The sequence below is a fragment of the Stenotrophomonas sp. genome (assembly GCF_036662295.1).
GTDB lineage: Bacteria > Pseudomonadota > Gammaproteobacteria > Xanthomonadales > Xanthomonadaceae > Stenotrophomonas.
This window is the reverse complement of record NZ_JAVWXA010000025.1, coordinates 26,711-48,379: the sequence shown is the minus strand read 5'-3', so window position 1 is coordinate 48,379 and position 21,669 is coordinate 26,711. Positions and strand designations below refer to the sequence as shown.

The following is a 21,669-nucleotide window of genomic DNA, read 5'->3' as shown; positions in this document are numbered from 1 at the left end:
TCCCGCGAACCCGCACACCCCCACCCCCGACAGTTGGCCGGTGGCCCGCAGGAGATCAACGGCCGCGGCACTTTCCGTTTGTCGGTGGTCGTTGGGAACAAAGGGGGCTGTGGGATGCCGGCCAGCGGCCGGCACTACCGGCGGCATGCACCGGCCGGCTGTCTGGGGCGGGTACGGCAGCGTGCTCGCGCGCCCTTGCAATGCAATGCCCCGCGCCTGTTCGAAGAACCGCTTGGGGTCTTCGCGCAGACGCGGGGCATGTGGTGATGTCTTGTGGCGTGTGGTCAGCGCAGCAGCGCGATCAGCAGCAGGACGGGGATGGGGATGCCGAGGAACCACAGCAGCAGGTATTTCATGGCGGATGCTCCTTGTTGGACGGGGGCTTAGAGGTCGCGGCGGCGGCCGCCCCAGGTGGCGAAGAGGCTGGCGCTGAAGGCGCCGACGAGCAGGGTGATGAACAGCCAGAGCGCGGCGTAGGCGGTGGCCTTGCGGGCGTCGTCGGCCGCCTGTTTTGCCTGGTTCTTGGCGGTCTCGATGCTGGCACGCAGGCGGGCCTGCATGTCGGTCACGCGGGCCTGTGCCTCGGCCTGGCTGATGCCGGCGTTGCGGGCCACCACCTGCGCCAGGTACTGGCTGTCGGCCGGCGCCATGGTGGGGGTGGTGAGGCTGTTGACGACGATGCGGTTGACCTCGGCACGAACGTCGCCGCCGCGACCCGGGCCCGGACCGCGGTCGCTGCCGGGCATCGGGCGCGGCGGCATCGGCTGGGTGCCGGCCGGGGGTGCCGGCGGTGCGGCGGCGGGGTCACCCGGCGGCGGTGCCATCGGCGCGTCCGCCGCAGCGGTGGGGTTGGCGCGGAACAGGCCGTCCACCCAGTACTGCAGGTCGCCGTGTTCGCCCATCGCGGCCGGTGCACCCGCCGCGGCCAGGCCACCAGCCGCGGTGGTGGCCGCGCCGGCGGTGGCACCGGCCACCTTGGCACCGGCGCCCAGCACGCCACCGATGGCGGTGGTCAGCAGGCCGGCGGTGAGCAGGGTAGCCACCGACCAGGACAGGAAGCCGTGCGCGGTATCGCGGAAGTAGGTCTCATCGCCGTGCAGGTTGCTCCAGCGATGGCGCAGGCGGCCGGCCAGGTAACCGCCCAGCCCGGAGGCGGCAATAGCGGTCAGGGTGAGCCAGGCGATGCTGGACCAGCCGAACGTATCGGCCGACACGCCCTCGTAGGCCCACGGCGAAACCGAGGACAGGCCGAGGCCCACGCCGAGGATCAGCAGGACCAGCGACAGTGCCGCGGCGGCGGCGGCACCGGCGAGGATGGCGCCCCACGACACGGTGCCTTCCGGCGCGGGGGCGACCACGGCCGGTGGCGTGACCACGGCGACCGTGGCGGCCACGGGTTGGGATGCGGCGTAATCGCCTGGTGTACTCATGGGGCAGGATCTCCGGCTGGTGCGCTGCGGATGCAGCAGACACCGGCAGGCTGCGCGCGACACCGTGAAATACCCGAGAGCCGCAGGCGAAGGGCGCGTGGACACGATCGCAACGCACGCATCACGCGCGGCGCGCGGGTTACCCCGTCAGGCGTCGTCGATGTCCTGCATGAAAGCGGCAACGGCCGCTGCCGCCGCCTCCGGACGCGCCTGCAGCAGCAGGTGCGGTCCGTCCAGCGAGCAGCTGGCGCGGGCGGGCAACAGCGCCGACAACTGCCGCTGGCAGCGCGCGGGCAGCAGCCGATCCTGGCGCGCATGCATGCACAGCGTTGGCACGCTGAGTGCGTGCGCCTGCGCGGCGACATCCACGCCCAGCGCCGCCATCGCACGCCGGCGCAGCACCGCCGCGTGCACGCGGGCGAGCGCGGTGTGCAGGGCCTCGCGCAGGGCCGGCGTGCTCCAGCGGCCCAGCAGCAACCACGACAGCGCCGGCATCGGCAGCGTGCGCACCGGCGCCCAGTACAACAGCGCCTGCAGGCGGCGCCAGGCATGCCAGGGCGAGCGCGCAAAGGTGGTGGACAGCACCAGCCCGCGCAGGCGCGGCGGCGGCGCCGCAGCGATCGCCACGGCCAACGGTCCGGAGAAAGATTCGCCCAGCAGCACGTAGTCGGCGTCGGTGGGCAGTGCGTTGCGTACGAAGGTGTCCAGCGCGGCGTAGTCCAGCGCCTGGTCCACCGGATAGGCGATCACGTCCGCCTCGATGCCGTGTCGCTGCAGGGCGGCGCTGAACGCGCCGTGCTGGCTGCCGGTGGCATCCAGCCCCGGCAACAGCACCAGCCGCCGGGCGCGCGCGCGATCGGCGCGCGCCGGCCGCGACGGCCTCAACGCGCGACGTCGGCCGCGGTGACCTGCGAGTTCTTGAGCGGTACCACGCCCTGCGACGAGGTCGGGTCGAGGATGACCATGGTCTCGGTGGAGCCATCGGGCCAGACCACCTGGAAGGTGCTGCCGGCCGGCAGCGAGGCGAACGGCATGCCGCTCTGCGCGCGGTAGACCGCGGCCACCTGGCTGGCACCGGCGCGGCGCACGTCTTCGGTGGCCTTGACCGAGGTCAGCGTCACCTTGGACAGGCTGCGATAGCGATCCTCGTAGGTATCGATCATCACCAGGCCGACCGCGCCGGCCGAGTAGGCCACAAACAACACCACCCAGAACCAGAACTTGGCACCATGCAGGAATCGACGGTAATTCATCGCCCGTTCCTCTGCTTGATCAATTTTTCAACCAACGTCTTCATTTTCCCCGCACCTTGCCGCGATACCGCAGCGTCATACACGAAAGTGGCAAAGTCCTGCCCACCGTCCTGCGAACAGATCCCTCCGTTCGCGCAGAAATTGTTCATCAGCACACTGTCGGCCCCACACGCCATGCCGAGTTCGCACGCGGCCAGGCGCCAGGCCAGTTCGCTGAAGGAATCACCGGCCACCAGCCCGTCCAGCGCGCGGTCACCGCTGGCGCGTTGGCCCATGCCGCTGGACAGCGCCATGTAGGCTTCCGGGTCGTGCGAGTCCATCACCCGCTCCACCAGCCCGCGCCGATAGCCGGCGTTGTCCTGCAGCGGCTGGCCCTCGGCGAACAGCGAGGCCTCGGCGGCGAGGTTGCCGGCCTTGGCGGCCTGCCGCCGCTGGGTGAGGATGAGCTGGCGGCCCAGGCCGTCGCTGGCGACAAAGCCACCGCAGCGGCGCGCCACGCGTTCGCGCGCCTGCACCATGGCCGGCGCGGCGGTCATGCCCATGCCGCTCAACAATGCGTTGTCCAGCTGGTAGCCGCCCGGGTCCATCGCATAGATGGCGCAGTAGTCGTAGACGCGGCTGACCATCCACGCCGCTTCGGCATTGCCCTGGCTGGCCTGCAGCTGCAGGCGCTGGGCATAGGCAAACAGATCGGTGTCGCCTTCGATGTCGGCGCGGATGTCCAGCGGCAGGCCCGAGGCGATCGCGTTGCCGCGTTCGCCGGCCAGCAGCTGGCGCGCCAATGCCTGGGCCTGCAGCGGGGCGTTGGCCGCCAGCGTGCCGGGCACCTCGTCCACCACGCTGGGCGCCGGCGCGTCGTGCCGCACATGCCCACCGGCGCGATAGCCCACCACCCCCAGCAACGCCAGGGCTGGCACGACCAGCAACCAGGTTTTGAGAGTGGGCACGAGCGCCATGCGCAGGACCGTAGGCTGCCGGCGAGGCAACGGAGGGCGCAGTTTAGCAAGCACGTGGAACGCTGTCTGAATCAGCCCGGGACTGTCGTGTCTCGCCGCCCTGGGAGACGAGGGACGGGCCGCAGACCCCCACAATGGTCTAGCATTCACCGTTTTCCGCAGGTAGCCCTCCCCATGCCGTTCCTGGAACTCACCCTCCGCTGCAGCGAATCCACCCAGCCCCGCTACGAAAACGCGCTGGATGATGTCGGCGCGCTGGCGGTGACCCTGCTCGACGCCGATGCCGATACCAGCAACGAGCGCGCGATCCTGGAGCCGGGCGTGGGCGAAACCCCGTTGTGGAACGACCTGGTGCTCAGCGCGCTGTTCCCGGCCGAGACCAACGCGCTGGCACTGCTGGCCGCGCTGGAAGCCTTCGACCCGGGGCTGGACTGGTCCGAGGCCAGCTTCCGCGCGGTGCAGGACGAAGACTGGGAACGCGCCTGGCTGGATCAGTTCCAGCCGATGGCCTTCGGCGAGCGCACCTGGATCGTGCCGTGGAACCATGACCTGCCCGAGGCCGCGCAAGCCGACGATGCCGCCGTGATCCGGCTCGACCCGGGCCTGGCGTTCGGCTCGGGCACCCACCCCACCACGGCGCTGTGCCTGCGCTGGCTGGACGGCCTGGCCGGCGAAGGCGTGCTCAAGGACCAGACCGTGCTCGACTTCGGTTGCGGCTCGGGCATCCTCGCGCTGGCCGCGCTCAAGCTCGGCGCGGCCGCGGCGGTGGGCGTGGACAACGATCCGCAGGCGGTGATCGCCACCGGCGACAACGCCGAGCGCAACGGTTTGCAGGCGCGCCTGCAGGTGTACCTGCCCGAACAGGAACCGCAGGCCACCTACCCGGTGGTGGTGGCCAACATCCTGGCCTCGGCGCTGGACGCGCTGGCCGAGGTGCTGGCCGCGCGCGTGGCCCCGGGCGGCCGCATTGCCCTGTCGGGCATCCTGCACGGGCAGGAAGACGAACTGCTGGTGCGTTACGCGCCGTGGTTCACACAGCTGGAGACCGCGCAGGACGACGACTGGATGCGCATCACCGGCGTGCGCCGCGCGTAAGGCGGCCTGAACGTGATTGAATGGGCGCGCCTCCGCTGCCCGGCCCCGACCCGATGACCGAGCCCACTCCGCCCCCCCGCCGCCCGTTGGCGACGTTCCTGCGCCCCGGGCCGGCCGATGCGTCGGCGCACGATCCGACCGCCGATGCACCGTCGCCGGTGATCGACCACGACGGCGCGCCCTCATCGGATGCGGCGGCATTGCCGCCGGTCACCGTGGGCAAGGACTGGACGCAGGCGATCTCGGTGTTCGATCCGCCCGTGGACGAACGCGAGACCGTCCACGCCGCTGACGACGCCGACACCGCGTGGCCGCAACGCGACCCGGCGCCGGAAGCGGACGGCGCCGATCTGGATGTGCAACCGGCCACCGCGCACGCCGCGGAGGTATCGGCGGACACCGCGTCCTGGGACGCGGCGCTCGATCCGGAGGCCGCTGCCGCAGCGCCTGCCAATGCAGCGCACGCCGCTGCCCCCGCACGCAGTGGCAGCGCACCGAGCTTCATGCGCTTGCCGACCGCGCGCCTGCGCACGCCGCGTTGGCAATGGGCCGTGCTGGCCGGGCTGGTGCTGTTGCTGGCGGTGCAGATCGCCGTGGCCGACCGTGCGCGGCTGGCCGCCGACGCCGGCAGCCGCCCGTGGATCGCCGGGGTCTGCAGCGTGCTGCGCTGCGCCCTGCCCGCGTGGCAGGAACCGGCGGCCTTCAGCATGATCAGCCGCGACGTGCGGCCGGTGCCCGGCCAACCCGGCGCGCTGCAGGTGCAGGCCAGCTTCCGCAACGATGCGCGCTGGGCCCAGGCGTGGCCGTCGCTGCGGTTGTCATTGTCCGATGCCGATGGCCGGGTGATCGGCACCGGCGTGTTCGCGCCGCGCGACTACCTGGACCGTTCGCTGGACGCCAGCAGCGTACTGGAGCCGGGACAAAGCGCGCAGATCGCCTTCCGCGTGCGCGAGCCGGCGGCCTCCACCGTCGCATTCACCTTCGAGTTCCTGTAAGCGGCCGCCGGGCCGGTGGCCGCGGCCAGCGTGGCAGCGCGCCCGCGCACGCGCTAGACTGGCCCCCTACAATTCTCCGCCAGGGGCTGCTGTCCGCCCCGGCATCTGCACCGGGAACCTCCTTGAACGCTGTCCTTTCTCGTCCTGACAATAGTCGTGGCGCGCCGAAGCCACCGCTGCGCGAACACGTGGCCCAGTCGGTCCGTCGTTACCTGCGGGACCTGGACGGTTGCGATGCCGACGACGTGTACGAGATCGTCCTGCGCGAAATGGAAATCCCGTTGTTCGTGGAAGTGCTCAACCACTGCGAAGGCAACCAGAGCCGCGCGGCGGCGATGTTGGGCATCCACCGCGCCACGCTGCGCAAGAAGCTCAAGGAATACGGCATCGCCACCTGATGCCGCGCATCGACCAACGGTCGATGCCTGCCGTTCAACGCGCCCACGCGCCGGCACACATCCGCATCCGGTAGCGCCCAACCGTGGGTCGGTGCCCGCCTTCAAGCGCTCCAGAAATACCGCACCAGGTGGAAAAACACCGGCGCGGCAAAGCACACCGAATCCAGCCGATCGAGCATGCCGCCATGGCCCTCGATCATGTGGCCCCAATCCTTGATGCCGCGATCGCGCTTGATCGCCGACATCACCAGGCCACCCCAGAACCCCATCAGGTTGACCACCAGCGACATCCCGAACGCCTGCCACGGCGTGAACGGGGTCAGCCACCACAGCGCCGCGCCCAGCGCACTGGCCGACAGCACGCCACCGATGAAGCCCTCCACGGTCTTGGACGGCGACAGCTTCGGGGCGATCAGGCGCTTGCCGATCAGCTTGCCCCAGATGTACTGCAGCACGTCCGAGGACTGCACCACGATCACCAGGAAGGCGAACAGCAGCAGGTTGCGCGCCGGCTCCACGCCGGCCAGCTTGAGGTTGAGCAGCGCCGGCACGTGCGAGATGCAGAACACGCAGATCATCAGCCCCCACTGCACCTTGGACGTGCGCTCCAGGTAGTCGGTGGTGTCCCCCCCGATGGTGGCCAGGATCGGCAGGAACAGGAACGCATAGACCGGGATCAGCAGCGTGTACAGCCCGTACCAGTCGGTCCACACCAGCCAGTACTGCCAGGGCAGCACCACGTAGAAGGCGGCCAGCAGCGCGTAGTAGTCGCCGGCCCGGGTGGGGGTGAGGGTGATGAACTCGCGCAGCGCGAACAGCGACACCACCGCAAACAGCAGCACCACCCCGGTGCGCCCGAAGAAGAACGCCAACGCCACCACGGCGGCCATCACCCACCACGCGCGGATGCGCGAGACCAGGTTGGCCAGCACCGTGCTGGGCGCGTGCCGGGCCCGCCAGCGCAGGGTCTCGGCGATGACGGTGGCCACCACCAGCACCGCCGCGATGCCGGCAAACAGCAGGCGGGTCTGGGCGTGCGTGGACAGCTGCGCCACGTCGCTGGCGAAGGTGGAAAACAGCAGCGGCATCATGCGCGCTGCCTGCGCGGCTGCGGGTCCAGCGCCATCAGCGAGACCCGCGCACGCTCCAGGAAACGGTCCTTGTCCTCGTCGGCCTTCAACCGCAGCGGCTCGCCGAAGGTGGTGGTGCACAGCAGCGGCAACGGCAGCCAGCGGCCCTTGGGCATCACCCGCTTGAGGTTGTCGATCCAGACCGGCACGAACTCCAGCTCCGGGCGCTGCCGGGCCAGGTGGTAGATACCGCTCTTGAAGGGCAGCACGCCCTCCTCGGTGTTGCGCGTGCCCTCCGGGAACAGGATCAGCGAGTTGCCCTCGTCCACCGCCTGGCACAGGCAGGCGATGGGATCGCGCTCGCGCCTGGCCGGGTCGCGCTCGATCAGCACGCCGTTGAACACGGCGTGGATGAGGTAACGGCGCAGGCCGTCGCGCTGCCAGTAGTCGGCCGCGGCCACCGGCCGCACCTGGCGGCGCAGGGTGATCGGCAGCGCCGACCAGATCAGCACGAAGTCACCGTGGCTGGCGTGGTTGCCGTAATACACGCGGTGCTCGCTGGAGGGCGCGCAGCCCTGCCACAACGCGCGTGCGCCGGTCAGCGCGCGGATCGCGCCACTGCAACTGCGTGCCACCAGGTCAGCCAGCATGTCCTGCTCCCTTCGTCATCGTCCCTGCCCCGGTTCACGCCACATGCCGCACACCCAACGCCACCAGCAACGCGGCCGCCTGCAGCAGCACGCACGCGCCCTGCCCGCGCAACAGCCGGCGCATGCCCTGCCAGCGCGCCGGCCAGCCGCGCGTGGGCGGCACCGTCGCGCGCAGCCCCAGCGCCGCCAGGGCGTCGTCGATCGGGCCCGGCGCCGCGTCCGGGTGCGCCTGCAGCAGCCCGTCCAGCAAGGCCCGGTCGAAACCGATGCGCACGGCGAAGTACGCCTGCCCCGTGCCGGCCAGCAGTGACACCAGCGCACCGGCCGTGGCCCACGCCGTGCCCGGCCACACCAGCAGCGCCAGCGCGGTGGCGGCCAGCAGCGTGGACACGACCGCCGGCACCCGCGCCTGCCGCAGCAGCGCGGCCATGGCCTGCACCTGCATGGCCGTGCTCATGCGCGCATGCCGGGCACGCCGACCGTGGCCGGCAACTGCACCGCTTCGGCGATCGCATCGCGATGCCGCTCATGCAGCACGATCCACGGGCAGTCCAGGCGCAGCAGCTTGATCGCCGCCTCCGCGGTGTCGGCATGGCCGCTCTGGCACAGCCAGGTGGCGACCGCGGCGGCACTGCGCGAATAGCCCAGTGCGCAGCACACCAGCACCTGGCCGCGCCGATGCCCGTGCGCGATCGCCTCGGCGGCGCGGCGCAGCTGTTGCGGGGTGGGCGTGGCCAGGTCGAGCATCGGCACGGTGCGGTAATGGCGCACGGTGGCGCGGAACGGCAGTTCGGCGCTGACATCGACCACGGTGGGCATCGGCAGGGCCTGCCCGGCATCGGGCAGGCGGCCCAGCCACACCCCGTCGATCACCAGCTGCGGCTGCGGCGCACGCCGCGTCCACCAGCGCGAGTTGAACCATGCCGCCAGCAGGTAGGGCGCCAGCAGCCAGCGCGCGGCCATGCTCAGCCGGCCGTCTTCCTGCTTCTGGAACACCGCCGTGCCCAACGCGGCATAGCCCAGCGCCACCAGGGCCAGCGACAGCGCCGGCCAGCCCAGCCACAGCACCCAGCCGCCAAAGGTGAGCGCCAACGATGCGCACAGTGCGCTGCCCAGCGCGTACAGCGCGGCCAGCCGCCAGCGGGTGGGGTCGGCGGCCCACTGCGCCTGGGCGAGGGGTGAGCGCCCGTGCGCCGGCCACAGCCACACGCACAGCCAGCCCACGGCCACGCCGGTGGGCACGTCCACGAAGTGATGCTGCCAGGTGGTCAGCACCGACAGCCCGATCAGCGCGAACCATGCGTGCAGCGCCGCGCGCCACCAGCGCCGCAGGTGCGCTGCATAGCGCACCCACAGCACCACCAGCAGCACGATGTGCAGCGACGGGGCCTGGTTGAACGGCTTGTCGAAGCCGAGCAGCACGTCGAACAGCCAACCGAACACCCCACCGGTTTCCGGCCGCTCCAGGCTGAAGCGCAGCGGCCACAGCAGGAAACAGGCCACCGACAGCAGCTGTGCGGTGAACAGGCGGCGCGCGTGCATGTCCAGCTCGGCGCGCCGGGTGCAGATGAAGAACGAGGCGACGTAGAACAGGTCGATGGACCAGTACGGCACGATGGTCCACGCCTGGAACGGAATGCGCGCCTCCCAGTCGAACACGATCGAGGGCACGTAGGACAGCCGCCCGGCCATCGCATTGGCAAAGCCGTAGCTCAGGAAGAAGAACGGGCCCAGCAGCGCCAGCCAGAGCAGCGCACGCCGCCAGGGCCGCGCGCCTTCGTTCATTGCGCCACCCGCCGCGCCAGCGAGACGGTGAAGATGCCGAAGCGGTCGATGCGCTGGGTGACCTTCTCAAAGCCGGCCAGGCGCACCAGTTCGTCCATCTCCTGCTGGCTGCGCCGGCGCATCACCCACGCCGCCCCTTCGCGGTGGCTGGTAAGCGCCCGCGCGATGAACTCCAGCTGCGGGTGCCACGGCTGGCCCGTGTAGACCAGGTAGCCGCCCTCGCGCATGGCCGCGGCAATGCCCTGCAGCGAGCGCAGCACCGCATCGTTGTCGGCGAACAGCTCGTACAGGCCCGACACCGTGGACAGCGTCGGTGCCACCGGCAGGGCCGCCAGCGAGGCCGCATCGAAGGCATCGCCCTGCTCGAAGGTGGCGATGTCATCGGCACCGAACTCGCTGATCAGCCGGCGCCCGTCGATGACGTTGCGTTCGCTGAAATCGCGCAGGGTGATGGCCTCGGCGCGCTGCTCGCCATGGGCCAGCGCATCGAGCACGTAACGGCCGTGCCCGGCGGCCACGTCCAGCACGCGCACCGGGCGGCCTTCGCCATGCAGGTGCAGGGCGGCCAGCTGCAGCAGTTCGCGCACGTGGGTGCGGCGGATGCGGATGCCGCGCCAGCCGATCGCATCGAGGTAGTTGCGGTCGATCATGCGGCCCAGTGGGCCACGGCCACGGGCCTGGTCGCGGTAGATGTAATCCAGCGTGCTGCCCGAATCGAAGCCGCTCTCCAGGCCCAGGGCGATGCCCTCGGACAGCGAACCGCCCACGCGCAGGCCGGCGCGGGTGAAGCGCCAGTAGGCGTCCTTGGCGCTGTTGCGCTGTGGCGGCCAGGACAGGATCTCGGCCTCGTCGAAGGTGGGCCCGTGGCGGTGCGCCTCGCGCAGGCTGGGCCGCACCAGCGGCTGGGCGAAGCGCTCGCCGACGAAGCGGCGGATCGCGGCGATGGCCGGGGCGCGATCGCGCTCGCCCAGCGTGTCGTGGAAGAAGCCCGGCAGCAGGTGGCGCTCCTTGATCGGGCTGGACAGCCGCTCGTAGAACCGGTCCTGCGGCGCGCGGTGCACCACGAAATCCGAGCCGGACACCAGCAGCTGGGTCGGCACGGTGATGGCCTGCGCATCGCCCACCACGCGCGCGGCGGCCTCGTACAGGCCCAACAGCACGCGCACCGAGATCGGCCGGGTGATCAGCGGATCGGTGCGGTAGCTTTCCACCCGCGCCGGATCGTGGGTCAACCACTGCGGCTTGACGTAGCTGTTGACGAAGAAGTTGCCGCGCAGCGCCTGCATCAACTTGAGGCCCGGCACCGCCAGCGGTACGTACAGCTTGACCTTGAAGGCCGGCGAGGCCAGCACCAGCGCGCGCAGCGGCGGCGCGTAATCGTGCACCCAGGTGGCGGCGACCACCGCGCCCACGCTCTGGGCGATGATGGCGATGTCCTGCACCGCGATGCCGTGCTGCTGGCCGATGTGGGCGATGAAGCTGTCCAGGTCGCGCACCAGCGCGTCGAAGCCGGGCGCATCGCCGCGTTCGCCGGGCGACTGCCCGTTGCCGCGCGCATCCCAGGCGAAGAAGGCGGTATCGGGCAGGTCCAGTTCGTCGACCAGGTGCGCGACCCGGCCGGAATGTTCATGGCCACGATGCAGCAGCACCACCGCGCGCGGCGGCGTGGCCGCGCCCTGGGCCGGCCAATGCCGGTAGAACAGCGGCTGCCCGTCGAAACTATGAAATTGCAGATCGTGCTGTGAACGCATGCATCACTCCGTTGTGCATCCTGGAACCTGCTCAGCCGGGTTCGGCCAAGCCATTGCGTACCCGTCGCCAGGCCGTGGCCACGCACAGCGCCGCGGCCACCCACGCCACGCCGGTGACGATGCCACCGTCGATCCAGCCCAGCGCCAGCAGCAACCCCGTCGCCCCCACCACGAAGGCGCGGTCGCTCTTGCCCATCGGCCCGTCATAGCGCCGACTGGCGCCGACCATCACCCCCAGGACGCCAGCGTACTCGCAAACCGCCGCCAGCCACGTCAGCGCCCACAGCGCGAGCGGATCGACGCCGGGCACGCTGAGCAGCGCCAGGTAGAGGGCCGCGTCGGCGACGATATCGCACAACTCGTTGAGATAGGCGCCCAGTCGCGACTGCTGGCCGAACTCGCGCGCGAGCATGCCGTCCACGGCGTTGAGCGCCATGCGCAGCAGCATCCACACCGGCAACGCCAGGTACAGCAGCGGCCGCGCCGGCGCCCACGCCCAGACCGCGGCGGCCACCGCCAGCGACACCACGGCGGCAAACACGGTCACCGCATTGGCGGTGACGCCGCTGCGGTGCAACCCGCGTACGCCCGGGCGCAGCAGGTCCTGGAAGCGCCCCTTCAATGCATAGATCGACATGCCGCAACGTCCTTTTGAACTTTCCTAATCTATCCCGCACCGCCAGCGCGGGGAATCGTGCGCGGGCAGGGCCGGCTCAACCGGCGGCCAGCAACTGCCGCCACAGCGCCAGGAACCGGTCTGAATACCAGTAGCCCTCGCGCTGCATCAGGTGGGTGGGCAGTTCGTCGTCCAGCCGATAGCGCCCGTCGAAGCGCTGGGCGAACTGCTGTTTCAACCGCGCCAGGTGCGCCGTGTCGTTGCCGAGCATGGCGCAGGCCAGCAGGCCCAGCCAGCCATCCACTTCATCCGGCTCGCGGGTGAAGGCCTGCTCGAACAACTGCCGGGCATCCTGCGGCCGGCCCAGGTCGAGCAGCATGAACCCGTAGTTGCGCTGGGCCTCCACGTTGTCCGGCTGGGCCTGCAGCAGTTGCTGCATGCGGATGGCCGCCTCGCCGGTGCGGCCCAGGTGGAACAGCAGGTAGCCGGCATGTTCAAGCAGGTCCGGATCGGCCTGCGCGCTGGGCGGCTGTGCCTGCTGCCTGGCGTCCAGGCGCGTCCACGCCGCCTGGAAATCCGGCACGGCCGCCTCTGCCTCGCCTGCCGACAGCGCCAGCCCGGCGCGGTTGAACCACGGGCGGTAATCCTGCGGTGCCTCGTCCATGGCCACCTGCAGGGCCGCACGCGCGGCGCGGATGTCCCCGGTATCGGCCAGGGCGCTGGCCAGGTTGAGGTGCACGCTCATGCGTTGCTCGGCACGGGCGGCCGCGTCCAGGTCCGGATCGCTCTGCAGCTGCAGCGCGGTGCGGTATTCCTGCACCGCCTTGGCCGGCTGCTTGAGCGACTGCAGATACAGGTTGCCCAGGTTGTAGTGCGCATCCAGGCGCTTGGGCTGCAGGCGCATCGCGGCCCGGTAGGCCGCCTCGGCCCTGGCGTGCTGGCCGCTGTCGCCCAGCGCATTGGCCAGGTTCACGCGCAGGCCGTAGTCCTGCGGGAAGCGCTCCACGCCGGCGGCGGCCACCACCGCCGCCTGGCGGTTGGCGCCCTCCTGCAGCAGCAGGGCGGTGTAGTTGATGAAGGCATCCGGTGCGCGGTTGCCCGGCAACGCCACCAGTTGCTCGTAATAGCGGCGCGCCTTGTCCACCTGCCCGGTCTGGCCGTAGTGGTTGGCCAGGCGCTGCTGGGTATCCAGGTTGCCCGGCTCCAGCTGCACGGCGCGCAGCAGGTCCTGTTCGGCGGCCGCATCGTCGCCCAGCGCGTGCAGCACCGTGGCGCGGTTGAGCAGGGCCATCGGCTCGTGCGGCACGCGCGCGATGTAGTCGTTGAAGGTATCCAGCGCGCGCTGCTGCTGCCCCATCCTGGCCTGCGCGGCGCCGAGGTTGAGCCAGGCGATGTCCAGCCCGGGGTCCAGCCGCACCGCCTGCGCGTACAGCTCGGCCGCTGCCTGCCACTGCCCGGCCTGGCTCTGCGCCAGGCCCTGGTTGAACAGCAGCTGCGCCTGGTTGACCGCGGGCAATGCCGCCGCCTGCGCCGCCGCCTTGGCGGTATCGCCCTTGCCCTGCCTGCGCAGCAGCGACAGGCGATTGGTGGTCACCTTCGGATCGCCGGGCGCCAGGGCCAGGGCGCGGTCGTAGGCGGCCAGCGCCTCGCGCGTGCGCCCCCGGCGGTCCTCGGTGGCCCCGATGTTGAGCCAGGTGTCCGCATCGTCCTTGCCCAGCGCCAGCGATGCCCGGAAATCGGCCAACGCGCCGTCCAGGTCGTTGAGCGCCAGCCGGGTCACGCCGCGGTTGTACGGGTACTGCGGCTCCTTCGGGGCCAGCTGCATGGCCCGGCCGTCATCGGCCAGCGACTGGCTGGACTGCCCCAGCGCATGCAGCGCCATCGCGCGGCTGCTGTAGTAGCCGGCCACCTGCGGCGACAGCGCGATGGCCTGCTCGATCCGCGCCAGCGCCTGCCGGGGCTGGCCCAGGCGGTAATGCGCCTGGGCGGCATGGAAGGGGATGTCCGCGTGCGTGCCGGTGCCGCCGGGGTCATCGCGGTAGGCCGCCTCGTAGGCGGCATGGACGGCCAGCAGGCGTGCATCGTCGTGCTGTTGGTCGAGCAGGTAAAGATAGTTGCGGAACAGGTTGGCGCCGTGGCCGCCGGCCGCCAATGCGGCGGCATAGCCGTCCAGGGCCCCGGCCACATCACCCGCCTTGGCCCGGCCAGTGGCCTGCAGCTGCAGGCTTTCGGCATCGTGCGGGTCGGCCTGCAGCGCCTGCGCGGCGGCGGCCAGTACCCCGTCGTTGTCGCCCGTGGCCGCGGCGATGTAGGCCTTCAGCCGGTACAGCGACCCCTGCCCCGGGGCCAGGGCGATGGCCTGGTCGATCAGGCGCCGGGCGCCCGCCCAGTCTTCCACCTCGTAGGCCATGCTGGCCAGCTGGGCCAGATCCTCGCTGCTGGCACCGTCGGCATCGGCGGCCGCGTCGCGGTCACGCGCATCCCGCGCCGCGGCGGCGGCGGTCTTCATGTCCACCGTGGGCACCGGCTCGTCCACGGCGACGGCCTCCAGCGGGGCCTCGATCGCCACGCTGGCCGCCTCCTGCGCCTGCGCCTGCACCGGCGTCCCCACGCTGGCCCACGCCACCGCGCCGGCAAGCAGCGCGATCTTCCCTGATGTTCTCGACACGATACCGACCCGCAAATCCCTGGCAGAGCGCGCAGCCTACCCCAGTGCCGCCGCCTTGCGGCAACCGCCGCCTGTGCCGGATCGGGCCGGGACGCCCGGTCCGGGCCGCCGCGCGCCCACCGCCGGCCCCCACCGCCTACAATATCGGCCCCGCTCCGCTGCCGATTGCCCTGTCCCCATGACTGCTGATCTGTTGCCCGTTCGCCGGGCCCTCCTGTCCGTCTCCGATAAAACCGGTCTGATCGACCTGGCCCGCGCCCTGGCGGCGCGCAACGTGGAGCTGCTGTCCACCGGCGGCACCGCCAAGGCGATCCGCGACGCCGGCCTGGCGGTCAAGGACGTGGCCGAGCTGACCGGCTTCCCGGAAATGATGGACGGCCGGGTCAAGACCCTGCACCCGATGGTGCACGGCGGCCTGCTGGGCCGTGCCGGGCTGGATGACGCGGTGATGGCCGAGCACGGCATCGGCGCCATCGACCTGCTGGTGCTCAACCTGTACCCGTTCGAATCGGTCACCGCCAAGGCCGATTGCACCCTGGCCGACGCAGTGGAGAACATCGACATCGGCGGCCCGGCCATGCTGCGCTCGGCGGCCAAGAACTTCGCCCGCGTGGCGGTGGCCACCGATCCGTCGCAGTACGCCGAGCTGCTGGGCGAGCTGGACGCCAACGACGGCAGGCTGACGGCCGCCAAGCGCTTCGCCTTCTCGGTGGCCGCCTTCAACCGCGTGGCCCAGTACGACGCGGCGATCAGCAACTACCTGTCGGCGGTGACCGCCAGCGACGCGGCGGTGCCGGTGCGCAGCGAGTTCCCTGCGCAGATGAATTCCAGTTTCGTGAAGGTGATGGACCTGCGCTACGGCGAGAACCCGCACCAGAGCGGCGCGTTCTACCGCGACCTGTCCCCGGTGGCGGGCACGCTGGCCACCTTCCAGCAGCTGCAGGGCAAGGAACTGAGCTACAACAACCTGGCCGACGCCGATGCCGCGTGGGAATGCGTGCGTCAGTTCGACGCGCCGGCCTGCGTGATCGTCAAGCACGCCAACCCGTGCGGCGTGGCCGTGGGCGCCGGCAACGGCGATGCCTACGAGCTGGCCTACGCCACCGACCCGACCAGCGCCTTCGGCGGCATCATCGCCTTCAACAAGCCGCTGGATGCGGCCACCGCCCAGGTGATCCTGGACCGGCAGTTCGTTGAAGTGCTGATCGCCCCGGACTTCGAGCCGGCCGCGCTGGAATACGCACAGAAGAAGGCCAACGTGCGCGTGCTGCGCATCCCGCACGGCGCCGGCCGCAACACCTACGACACCAAGCGCATCGGCTCGGGCCTGCTGGTGCAGGCCGCCGACAACCGCGGCATGGGCCGTGACGAGCTGAAGGTGGTCAGCAAGCTGGCGCCCACCGACAAGCAGTTCGCCGACCTGCTGTTCGCCTGGAACGTGGCCAAGTTCGTGAAGTCCAATGCGATCGTCTACGCCAAGGACAACCGCACCATCGGCGTGGGTGCCGGCCAGATGAGCCGCGTGTACTCGGCGCGCATCGCCGGCATCAAGGCGGCCGACGCAAACCTGGTGGTCGAGGGTTCGGTGATGGCCTCCGATGCGTTCTTCCCGTTCCGCGACGGCATCGATGCCGCCGCTGCGGCCGGCATCAAGGCGGTGATCCAGCCGGGCGGTTCGATGCGCGACAGCGAAGTGATCGCCGCCGCCGACGAACATGGCCTGGCGATGGTGTTCACCGGCGTGCGCCACTTCCGTCACTGATCCCAGGAGCGACACGGATGTCTGCAATGCGTTTGTACTCCCTGCTGGCGCTGGCGATCGGCGCCAGCGTCGGCCTGGCCGGCTGCAAGCCCACCGCCACGCCCGCCCCGGCGCAGCCCGCCCAGCCGGCCGCCGCCGCGACCCCACCGGCCACCGCCACCGCGCACGTGAGCCGCACCGCGCGGCTGCAGGCCTTCCTGGCCGAGCGCTATGGCAAGGGCGCACGGTTGTCCGAGGGCTGGCGGGGCACGTGGACGCAGGAGGGCGAGGCGCGCGCCACCGACTGGACGGTCTGCGCCGAGCAGCCGGCGGTCAGTGGCGACAGCTGGCAGCAGTTGCTGGCGGTGTGCGGCGAGCTGGTCGATGCCGGCCATGCCCAGCCGGGCACCATCGACTTCTACGTGCTGCGCCCGACCGCCGATGGCTTTACGGTGGCCGCCGAGCTGACCGGCGGCACCTACGGCAGCAGCGGCCGCCCGGGCACGGTGCAGATCGTGCGGGCCGGCAGCGATTTCTACGGCTTCCGCGCTGAAAGTGGCTGGTACGGCCAGGGCCATTCGCTGGAAACGCAGACCTTCGTGTTGCCCGGGCCGAACGGCCTGGTCGATGCCGGGTCGCTGCGCAGCCACATCGACAACAGCGCCTTCTACGATTGCGACGACGCCGATTCGGCCGAGGCCTGCCGCACCCAGGTGTTCAACCTGGACTTCCGCTACCGCTTCGACGACAGCGACCGCAGCGCGCGCAACTGGCCGCTGCTGATCGAGGAGACCGGCAGCGAGTGCGGCGGCAAGCCGGTGCGCCTGCAGCACCGGTTCACGCTGAACCCCACGCGCTGGACCTACGCCTTCCCCGATGCCCTGCAGCGGGAAAGCTGCCCGTGAGGCACAGCGACCGGCCATGAGCAGCCCCCTCGGCGAACTGATCCTCTACCGCACCGACGACGGCCGGACGGAGGTCCACCTGCGCGCTGCGGAGGGGACGGTGTGGATGACCCAGGGCGAGATGGCCGAGCTGTTTGATACGACCAAGCAGAACATCAGCCTGCATGTGCGGAGGATCCTGGAGGAAGGCGAGCTTACGGCCGATTCAGTTGTCAAGTTTGACTTGACTACTGCTGCCGATGGCAAGCGATACAGGACACAGCTTTATCGGCTTGAGCTGATCCTGGCAGTGGGGTTCCGCGTACGGTCCCCGCGCGGCCGCCAGTTCCGGCGCTGGGCGGGCTCGTCACTGGCCGAGTACCTGACCAAGGGCTTCCTTCTCAATGATGCTCGCCTGAAGGATGCCGAGCGCGCTGACTACTTCAAGGAACTGCTGCGTCGCATCCGCGATATCCGCAGTTCTGAAAAGCGTTTCTATCAAACCCTGCGCGATCTGTTCAAAGCCAGCAGCAGCGACTACGACGGCACTGCACAGACGGCCAGAACCTTCTTCGCGACGATCCAGAACAAGCTCGTCTACGCCGTCACCGGCCGCACCGCTGCCCAATTGATCGTTGAGCGTGCGGACCCTGATTCGGCGACGCTCGGCCTGACCCATTGGCAAGGCGATCGCATCCGGAAATCCGATGCCGTGGTTTCCAAGAATTATCTCGCCCAGCAGGAGCTGGAGCAGCTCAATCGTCTGGTGACCATGTTCCTGGATTTCGCCGAGGACCGTGCCGAGCGCCGTATCGAGATGCGCATGGCCGAGTGGCTCACCCAGACCAACCGGTTCCTCGATTTCAATGAACGCGCGATTCTTGAAGACGCAGGCCAGATCTCGCACCAACAGATGGAAGCGATCATTGCCGAGCGCTACGCCATGTTCGATCAGCATCGCCGCACCAGCGAGCTGAGCCAGGCCGAGCAGGAGGCGGAAGATGATCTCCGCCAACTCGAAGCAGAAGCAAAGGCACTCTCCAACCTGGCGCTGGAGCGCAAGGATTGATCGGCCTCCTCCACCCTTCCCCTTCCTGATTTCTCCGTTCGGATACTTCCCACATGAAGAAGATTCTTGTCATCGGCTCTGGCGGCCGCGAACACGCCCTGGCATGGAAGCTGGCCCAGTCCTCCCGTGTCACCGAAGTGGTCGTGGCGCCCGGCAATGCCGGCACCGCCACCGAAGACAAGTGCCGCAACGTGGCGGTGAAGGTGACCGACATCGACGGCCTGCTGGCGCTGGCCCAGGCTGAAGGGGTGGCGCTGACCGTGGTCGGCCCGGAAGTGCCGCTGGTGGCCGGCGTGGTCGACCGCTTCCGCGCCGACGGCCTGCGTATCTTCGGGCCGACCGCCGCCGCCGCGCAGTTGGAAGGCAGCAAGGCGTACGCCAAGGACTTCCTGGCCCGCCACAACATCCCGACCGCGTTCTATGCGGTGCACACCGAGATCGAGCCAGCGCTGGCTTACATCCGCGAGAAGGGCGCACCGATCGTGGTCAAGGCCGACGGCCTGGCCGCCGGCAAGGGCGTGATCGTGGCGATGACCCTGGCCGAGGCCGAGGACGCGGTGCGCGACATGCTCTCGGGCAATGCCTTTGGCGATGCCGGCGCACGCGTGGTGATCGAGGAGTTCCTGGATGGCGAGGAAGCCAGCTTCATTTCCATGGTCGACGGCACCACTGCCCTGCCGATGGCCACCTCGCAGGACCACAAGCGCGTGGGCGACGGCGACACCGGCCCGAACACCGGTGGCATGGGCGCGTATTCGCCGGCCCCGGTGGTCACCGACGAGGTGCATGCGCGGGTGATGCGCGAGGTGGTCAACCCGACCGTGCAGGGCATGATCGCCGACGGCATTCCCTTCACCGGCTTCCTCTATGCGGGCCTGATGATCGATGCCAGCGGCGCGCCAAAGGTGATCGAGTTCAATGTGCGCTTCGGCGACCCGGAAACCCAGCCGGTGATGCTGCGCCTGCAGTCGGACCTGGTGGACCTGGTGGAGGCGGCCATCGACGCACGGCTGGACCAGGTGCAGGCCCAGTGGGACCCGCGCCCTTCGCTGGGCGTGGTGATGGTGGCAGCGCCGTACCCTGAAACGCCGATCACCGGCGATGTGATCCACGGACTGGATGCCGTGCCGGCGAGCGCCAAGGTGTTCCATGCCGGCACCGCGCTGGACGCGCAGGGCCAGGTGGTCAGTGCCGGCGGCCGGGTGCTGTGCGTGGCCGCGCTGGGCGACAGCGTGCGCGATGCGCAGGCCAACGCCTATGCCGGCGTGGCCAAGGTGACCTGGGCCAACGAGTTCCACCGTACCGACATCGGCTGGCGCGCGATCGCACGCGAGAGCTGAAGCAGGCGCCACAGCCACGCATGGCGTGGCGCTATGGGCGGCACCGGGTAGATCCACGCCACGCGTGGATGCGCACTGCAAACGAGAAAGGCCCGACATTGCCGGGCCGTCTTCATTCGACGAGCCGTTGCCAACCCGATGCTATCAATCATGTCGCGCTTTTGCGGCCGGCGATGCATTGGAATGGGCACTACGGCGCTTCGGGTCAGGCCCAATGCACAGCTCCTCGTAGACCTTCAATCGAGGCGTATCGATGATGCCATGCGCATGAAGTCCGACCGCCGAATCGTATATCGCCTGCAATAGTGGGCTCTTGGCACGCATCTCATCCGGGACATTGGCCACTGCATGCCTCCTGCGCTGTTTCGCATATCTCAGCAGAACCAGATCGTCAGTTCGATAGCTGATCGCGTCATGTTCTGGCCTCAGAGCATCCACGCCACGCGTGGACGCGCCCCGCAAACGAGAAAGGCCCGGCATTGCCGGGCCTTTGTTCATTCCAACGCCATCCCGCCTTACGCGGTAAACAGCGCCTTCATCTTCTTCAGCGCGTTCGCCTCGACCTGGCGGATGCGCTCGGCCGACACGCCGTACTCGTCGGCCAGTTCCTGCAGCGTCACCTTGCTGTCCGCGTCCAGCCAGCGACGGCGGATGATGTCGCGCGAGCGCGCATCCAGTTCGGCCATGCCTTCGCGCAGCAGCTGCAGCTTGTTGTCTTCGCTGTCGGCCCGCTCGTAGGCCATCGACGGGTCTTCGGCGTCGGCCACCAGGTAGGCGGCCGGCGACGGCGGCGCGTTCTCGTTGTCTTCGTCGCTGGGCGCGTCGAAACCGATATCGCGACCGGACAGGCGCGATTCCATTTCGAGCACTTCGCGCTCGGACACGTTGAGGTCCTTGGCCACCGCGCTGACTTCGGCCGCGTTCATCCAGCCCAGGCGGGTCTTGGACTTGCGCAGGTTGAAGAACAGCTTGCGCTGCGCCTTGGTGGTGGCGACCTTGACGATGCGCCAGTTCTTGAGGATGAACTCGTGCATTTCCGCACGGATCCAATGCACGGCGAAGGACACCAGGCGCACGCCCATGTCCGGGTCGAAGCGCTTGACCGCCTTCATCAGGCCGATGTTGCCTTCCTGGATGAGGTCGCCCAGCGCCAGGCCGTAGCCGTTGTAGCCACGGGCCACGTGCACCACGAAGCGCAGGTGGGAATGGACCAGCTCGCGCGCGGCGTCCAGGTCCAGCTCGTCGCGGAAGCGGCGGGCCAGGTCCTGCTCGTCATCGACCGACAGCACCGGGATCTGGTGCACGGCACCGATGTAGGCGTCCAGCGAACCGAGCGCACTGGGAATCGGGAGATTGTTTGCCACAAGGGCAGTAGAGGTGTTCTGGCTCATAGGGCTCATCTTAGCAGTCCGATACTTCGACTGCTAAAGGGGAAAATAGTTCCAGCGTTCCATGGACGGGACGCTGGCGCTGATTGCCCCGCTAACGTACCGCGAATTGATGACACTGGCGAGTGGTGCCCGAAATGACATAATTCCTTTTAAATCAAATTCCTGCGTGCGATCAGGTCACGATTCCGTCGTTTTGGGCTGCACAATCCCGAATCGCGGGCCCATTCAGCATGAAAGCGTTGCCGGTCGTTCAGCCATCCGGCCAAGGCGCGCGATGCAGGGCGATCGGCGGCCCAGCCAGGCATGGCCTGGCGCTACCAGACTCAACAGCCCACCCCACGAAGCCGCCCGCCGAATCCGCCATCCCCGGTAGTGCCACGCCATGCGTGGCAAGCCAGACAATACCGAAGCCAAGGACCGCCATGCGTGGCAGGCCAGACAACACCGAAGCCAAAGCCGAAGCCGCCATCTCCGGTAGTGCCACGCCATGCGTGGCAGGCCAGACAATACCGAAGCCGGAACCGCCATGCGTGGCAGGCCAGACAATACCGAAGCCGGAACCGCCATGCGTGGCAGG

The 21,669-nt window shown here is 69.6% G+C and carries 21 protein-coding genes; 7 read left to right on the top strand and 14 right to left on the bottom strand.

The window, feature by feature from the left end:
• Positions 1-383: 383 nt before the first annotated feature.
• The 4 genes from RSA25_RS07330 to RSA25_RS07315 all read right to left on the bottom strand — a co-directional run bounded on the left by RSA25_RS07330 (position 384) and on the right by RSA25_RS07315 (position 3,639).
• Positions 384-1,430, bottom strand: a complete 1,047-nt coding sequence (locus RSA25_RS07330) for a hypothetical protein (protein WP_332808244.1) — start codon at positions 1,428-1,430, stop codon at positions 384-386.
• A 147-nt stretch (positions 1,431-1,577) separates the two neighbouring features.
• Positions 1,578-2,315: an alpha/beta hydrolase gene (locus tag RSA25_RS07325; RefSeq protein WP_332808243.1), complete on the bottom strand. Its 738-nt coding sequence runs from the start codon at positions 2,313-2,315 to the stop codon at positions 1,578-1,580.
• Positions 2,312-2,683: a hypothetical protein gene (locus RSA25_RS07320; protein ID WP_332808242.1), complete on the bottom strand. Its 372-nt coding sequence runs from the start codon at positions 2,681-2,683 to the stop codon at positions 2,312-2,314. The genes RSA25_RS07325 and RSA25_RS07320 overlap by 4 nt, the downstream gene beginning before the upstream one ends.
• Positions 2,680-3,639: a hypothetical protein gene (locus tag RSA25_RS07315; protein ID WP_332808241.1), complete on the bottom strand. Its 960-nt coding sequence runs from the start codon at positions 3,637-3,639 to the stop codon at positions 2,680-2,682. Before RSA25_RS07315 ends, RSA25_RS07320 begins: the two co-directional genes overlap by 4 nt.
• A 174-nt stretch (positions 3,640-3,813) precedes the next feature.
• Here RSA25_RS07315 and prmA point away from each other — a divergent pair, with 174 nt between their 5' ends.
• From prmA to fis, 3 genes are all read left to right on the top strand, one after another.
• On the top strand, positions 3,814-4,734 hold the full coding sequence (gene prmA, locus RSA25_RS07310; RefSeq protein ID WP_332808240.1) for a 50S ribosomal protein L11 methyltransferase: 921 nt from the start codon (positions 3,814-3,816) through the stop codon (positions 4,732-4,734).
• A 53-nt stretch (positions 4,735-4,787) separates the two neighbouring features.
• On the top strand, positions 4,788-5,729 hold the full coding sequence (locus RSA25_RS07305; protein WP_332808239.1) for a DUF3426 domain-containing protein: 942 nt from the start codon (positions 4,788-4,790) through the stop codon (positions 5,727-5,729).
• Positions 5,730-5,851: 122 nt separating this feature from the next.
• Complete coding sequence (fis, locus tag RSA25_RS07300) at positions 5,852-6,127, top strand: DNA-binding transcriptional regulator Fis (RefSeq protein WP_038685853.1); 276 nt, start codon at positions 5,852-5,854, stop codon at positions 6,125-6,127.
• Positions 6,128-6,228: 101 nt separating this feature from the next.
• Here fis and RSA25_RS07295 read toward each other — a convergent pair whose 3' ends face one another.
• The 7 genes from RSA25_RS07295 to RSA25_RS07265 form a co-directional block, all read right to left on the bottom strand.
• A complete protein-coding gene (locus RSA25_RS07295) occupies positions 6,229-7,218 on the bottom strand; it encodes a phosphatidate cytidylyltransferase (protein ID WP_332808238.1) in 990 nt (329 codons plus the stop codon).
• On the bottom strand, positions 7,215-7,847 hold the full coding sequence (locus RSA25_RS07290) for a lysophospholipid acyltransferase family protein (protein ID WP_332808237.1): 633 nt from the start codon (positions 7,845-7,847) through the stop codon (positions 7,215-7,217). Before RSA25_RS07290 ends, RSA25_RS07295 begins: the two co-directional genes overlap by 4 nt.
• A gap of 34 nt (positions 7,848-7,881) precedes the next feature.
• Entirely contained in the window at positions 7,882-8,304 is a 423-nt protein-coding gene (locus RSA25_RS07285) for a hypothetical protein (protein WP_332808236.1), read from the bottom strand.
• Positions 8,301-9,632: a phosphatase PAP2/dual specificity phosphatase family protein gene (locus RSA25_RS07280; protein WP_332808235.1), complete on the bottom strand. Its 1,332-nt coding sequence runs from the start codon at positions 9,630-9,632 to the stop codon at positions 8,301-8,303. Before RSA25_RS07280 ends, RSA25_RS07285 begins: the two co-directional genes overlap by 4 nt.
• Positions 9,629-11,383 carry a bifunctional alpha/beta hydrolase/class I SAM-dependent methyltransferase gene (locus RSA25_RS07275; protein WP_332808234.1) on the bottom strand — a complete coding sequence of 585 codons (1,755 nt, stop codon included), beginning with the start codon at positions 11,381-11,383 and terminating at the stop codon, positions 9,629-9,631. Before RSA25_RS07275 ends, RSA25_RS07280 begins: the two co-directional genes overlap by 4 nt.
• A 31-nt stretch (positions 11,384-11,414) precedes the next feature.
• Positions 11,415-12,020: a CDP-alcohol phosphatidyltransferase family protein gene (locus RSA25_RS07270; RefSeq protein ID WP_332808233.1), complete on the bottom strand. Its 606-nt coding sequence runs from the start codon at positions 12,018-12,020 to the stop codon at positions 11,415-11,417.
• 76 nt (positions 12,021-12,096) lie between these two features.
• A complete protein-coding gene (locus RSA25_RS07265; RefSeq protein WP_332808232.1) occupies positions 12,097-14,667 on the bottom strand; it encodes a tetratricopeptide repeat protein in 2,571 nt (856 codons plus the stop codon).
• 178 nt (positions 14,668-14,845) lie between these two features.
• Between RSA25_RS07265 and purH the strand changes: the two genes are divergently transcribed.
• From purH to purD, 4 genes are read left to right on the top strand one after another with little or no spacing between them, the layout of a single operon-like run.
• Entirely contained in the window at positions 14,846-16,429 is a 1,584-nt protein-coding gene (gene purH, locus RSA25_RS07260; RefSeq protein ID WP_332808231.1) for a bifunctional phosphoribosylaminoimidazolecarboxamide formyltransferase/IMP cyclohydrolase, read from the top strand.
• A gap of 17 nt (positions 16,430-16,446) precedes the next feature.
• Entirely contained in the window at positions 16,447-17,313 is an 867-nt protein-coding gene (locus RSA25_RS07255; RefSeq protein ID WP_332808230.1) for a hypothetical protein, read from the top strand.
• A 16-nt stretch (positions 17,314-17,329) separates the two neighbouring features.
• Positions 17,330-18,361: a RhuM family protein gene (rhuM, locus tag RSA25_RS07250; RefSeq protein ID WP_332808229.1), complete on the top strand. Its 1,032-nt coding sequence runs from the start codon at positions 17,330-17,332 to the stop codon at positions 18,359-18,361.
• A gap of 53 nt (positions 18,362-18,414) precedes the next feature.
• Positions 18,415-19,701 carry a phosphoribosylamine--glycine ligase gene (gene purD / locus RSA25_RS07245; RefSeq protein ID WP_332808228.1) on the top strand — a complete coding sequence of 429 codons (1,287 nt, stop codon included), beginning with the start codon at positions 18,415-18,417 and terminating at the stop codon, positions 19,699-19,701.
• Positions 19,702-19,845: 144 nt separating this feature from the next.
• Here the strand turns inward: purD and RSA25_RS07240 are convergent, their stop codons facing one another.
• The 3 genes from RSA25_RS07240 to RSA25_RS07230 all read right to left on the bottom strand — a co-directional run.
• Positions 19,846-20,199: a hypothetical protein gene (locus tag RSA25_RS07240; RefSeq protein ID WP_332808227.1), complete on the bottom strand. Its 354-nt coding sequence runs from the start codon at positions 20,197-20,199 to the stop codon at positions 19,846-19,848.
• Between the two features lie 17 nt (positions 20,200-20,216).
• Positions 20,217-21,092 (bottom strand): RNA polymerase sigma factor RpoH, encoded by an 876-nt coding sequence (gene rpoH, locus RSA25_RS07235; RefSeq protein WP_259210048.1) that lies wholly within the window; start codon positions 21,090-21,092, stop codon positions 20,217-20,219.
• A gap of 250 nt (positions 21,093-21,342) precedes the next feature.
• Positions 21,343-21,669 (bottom strand): hypothetical protein (locus tag RSA25_RS07230; RefSeq protein ID WP_332808226.1); only part of this gene is annotated, 327 nt, incomplete at its 5' end.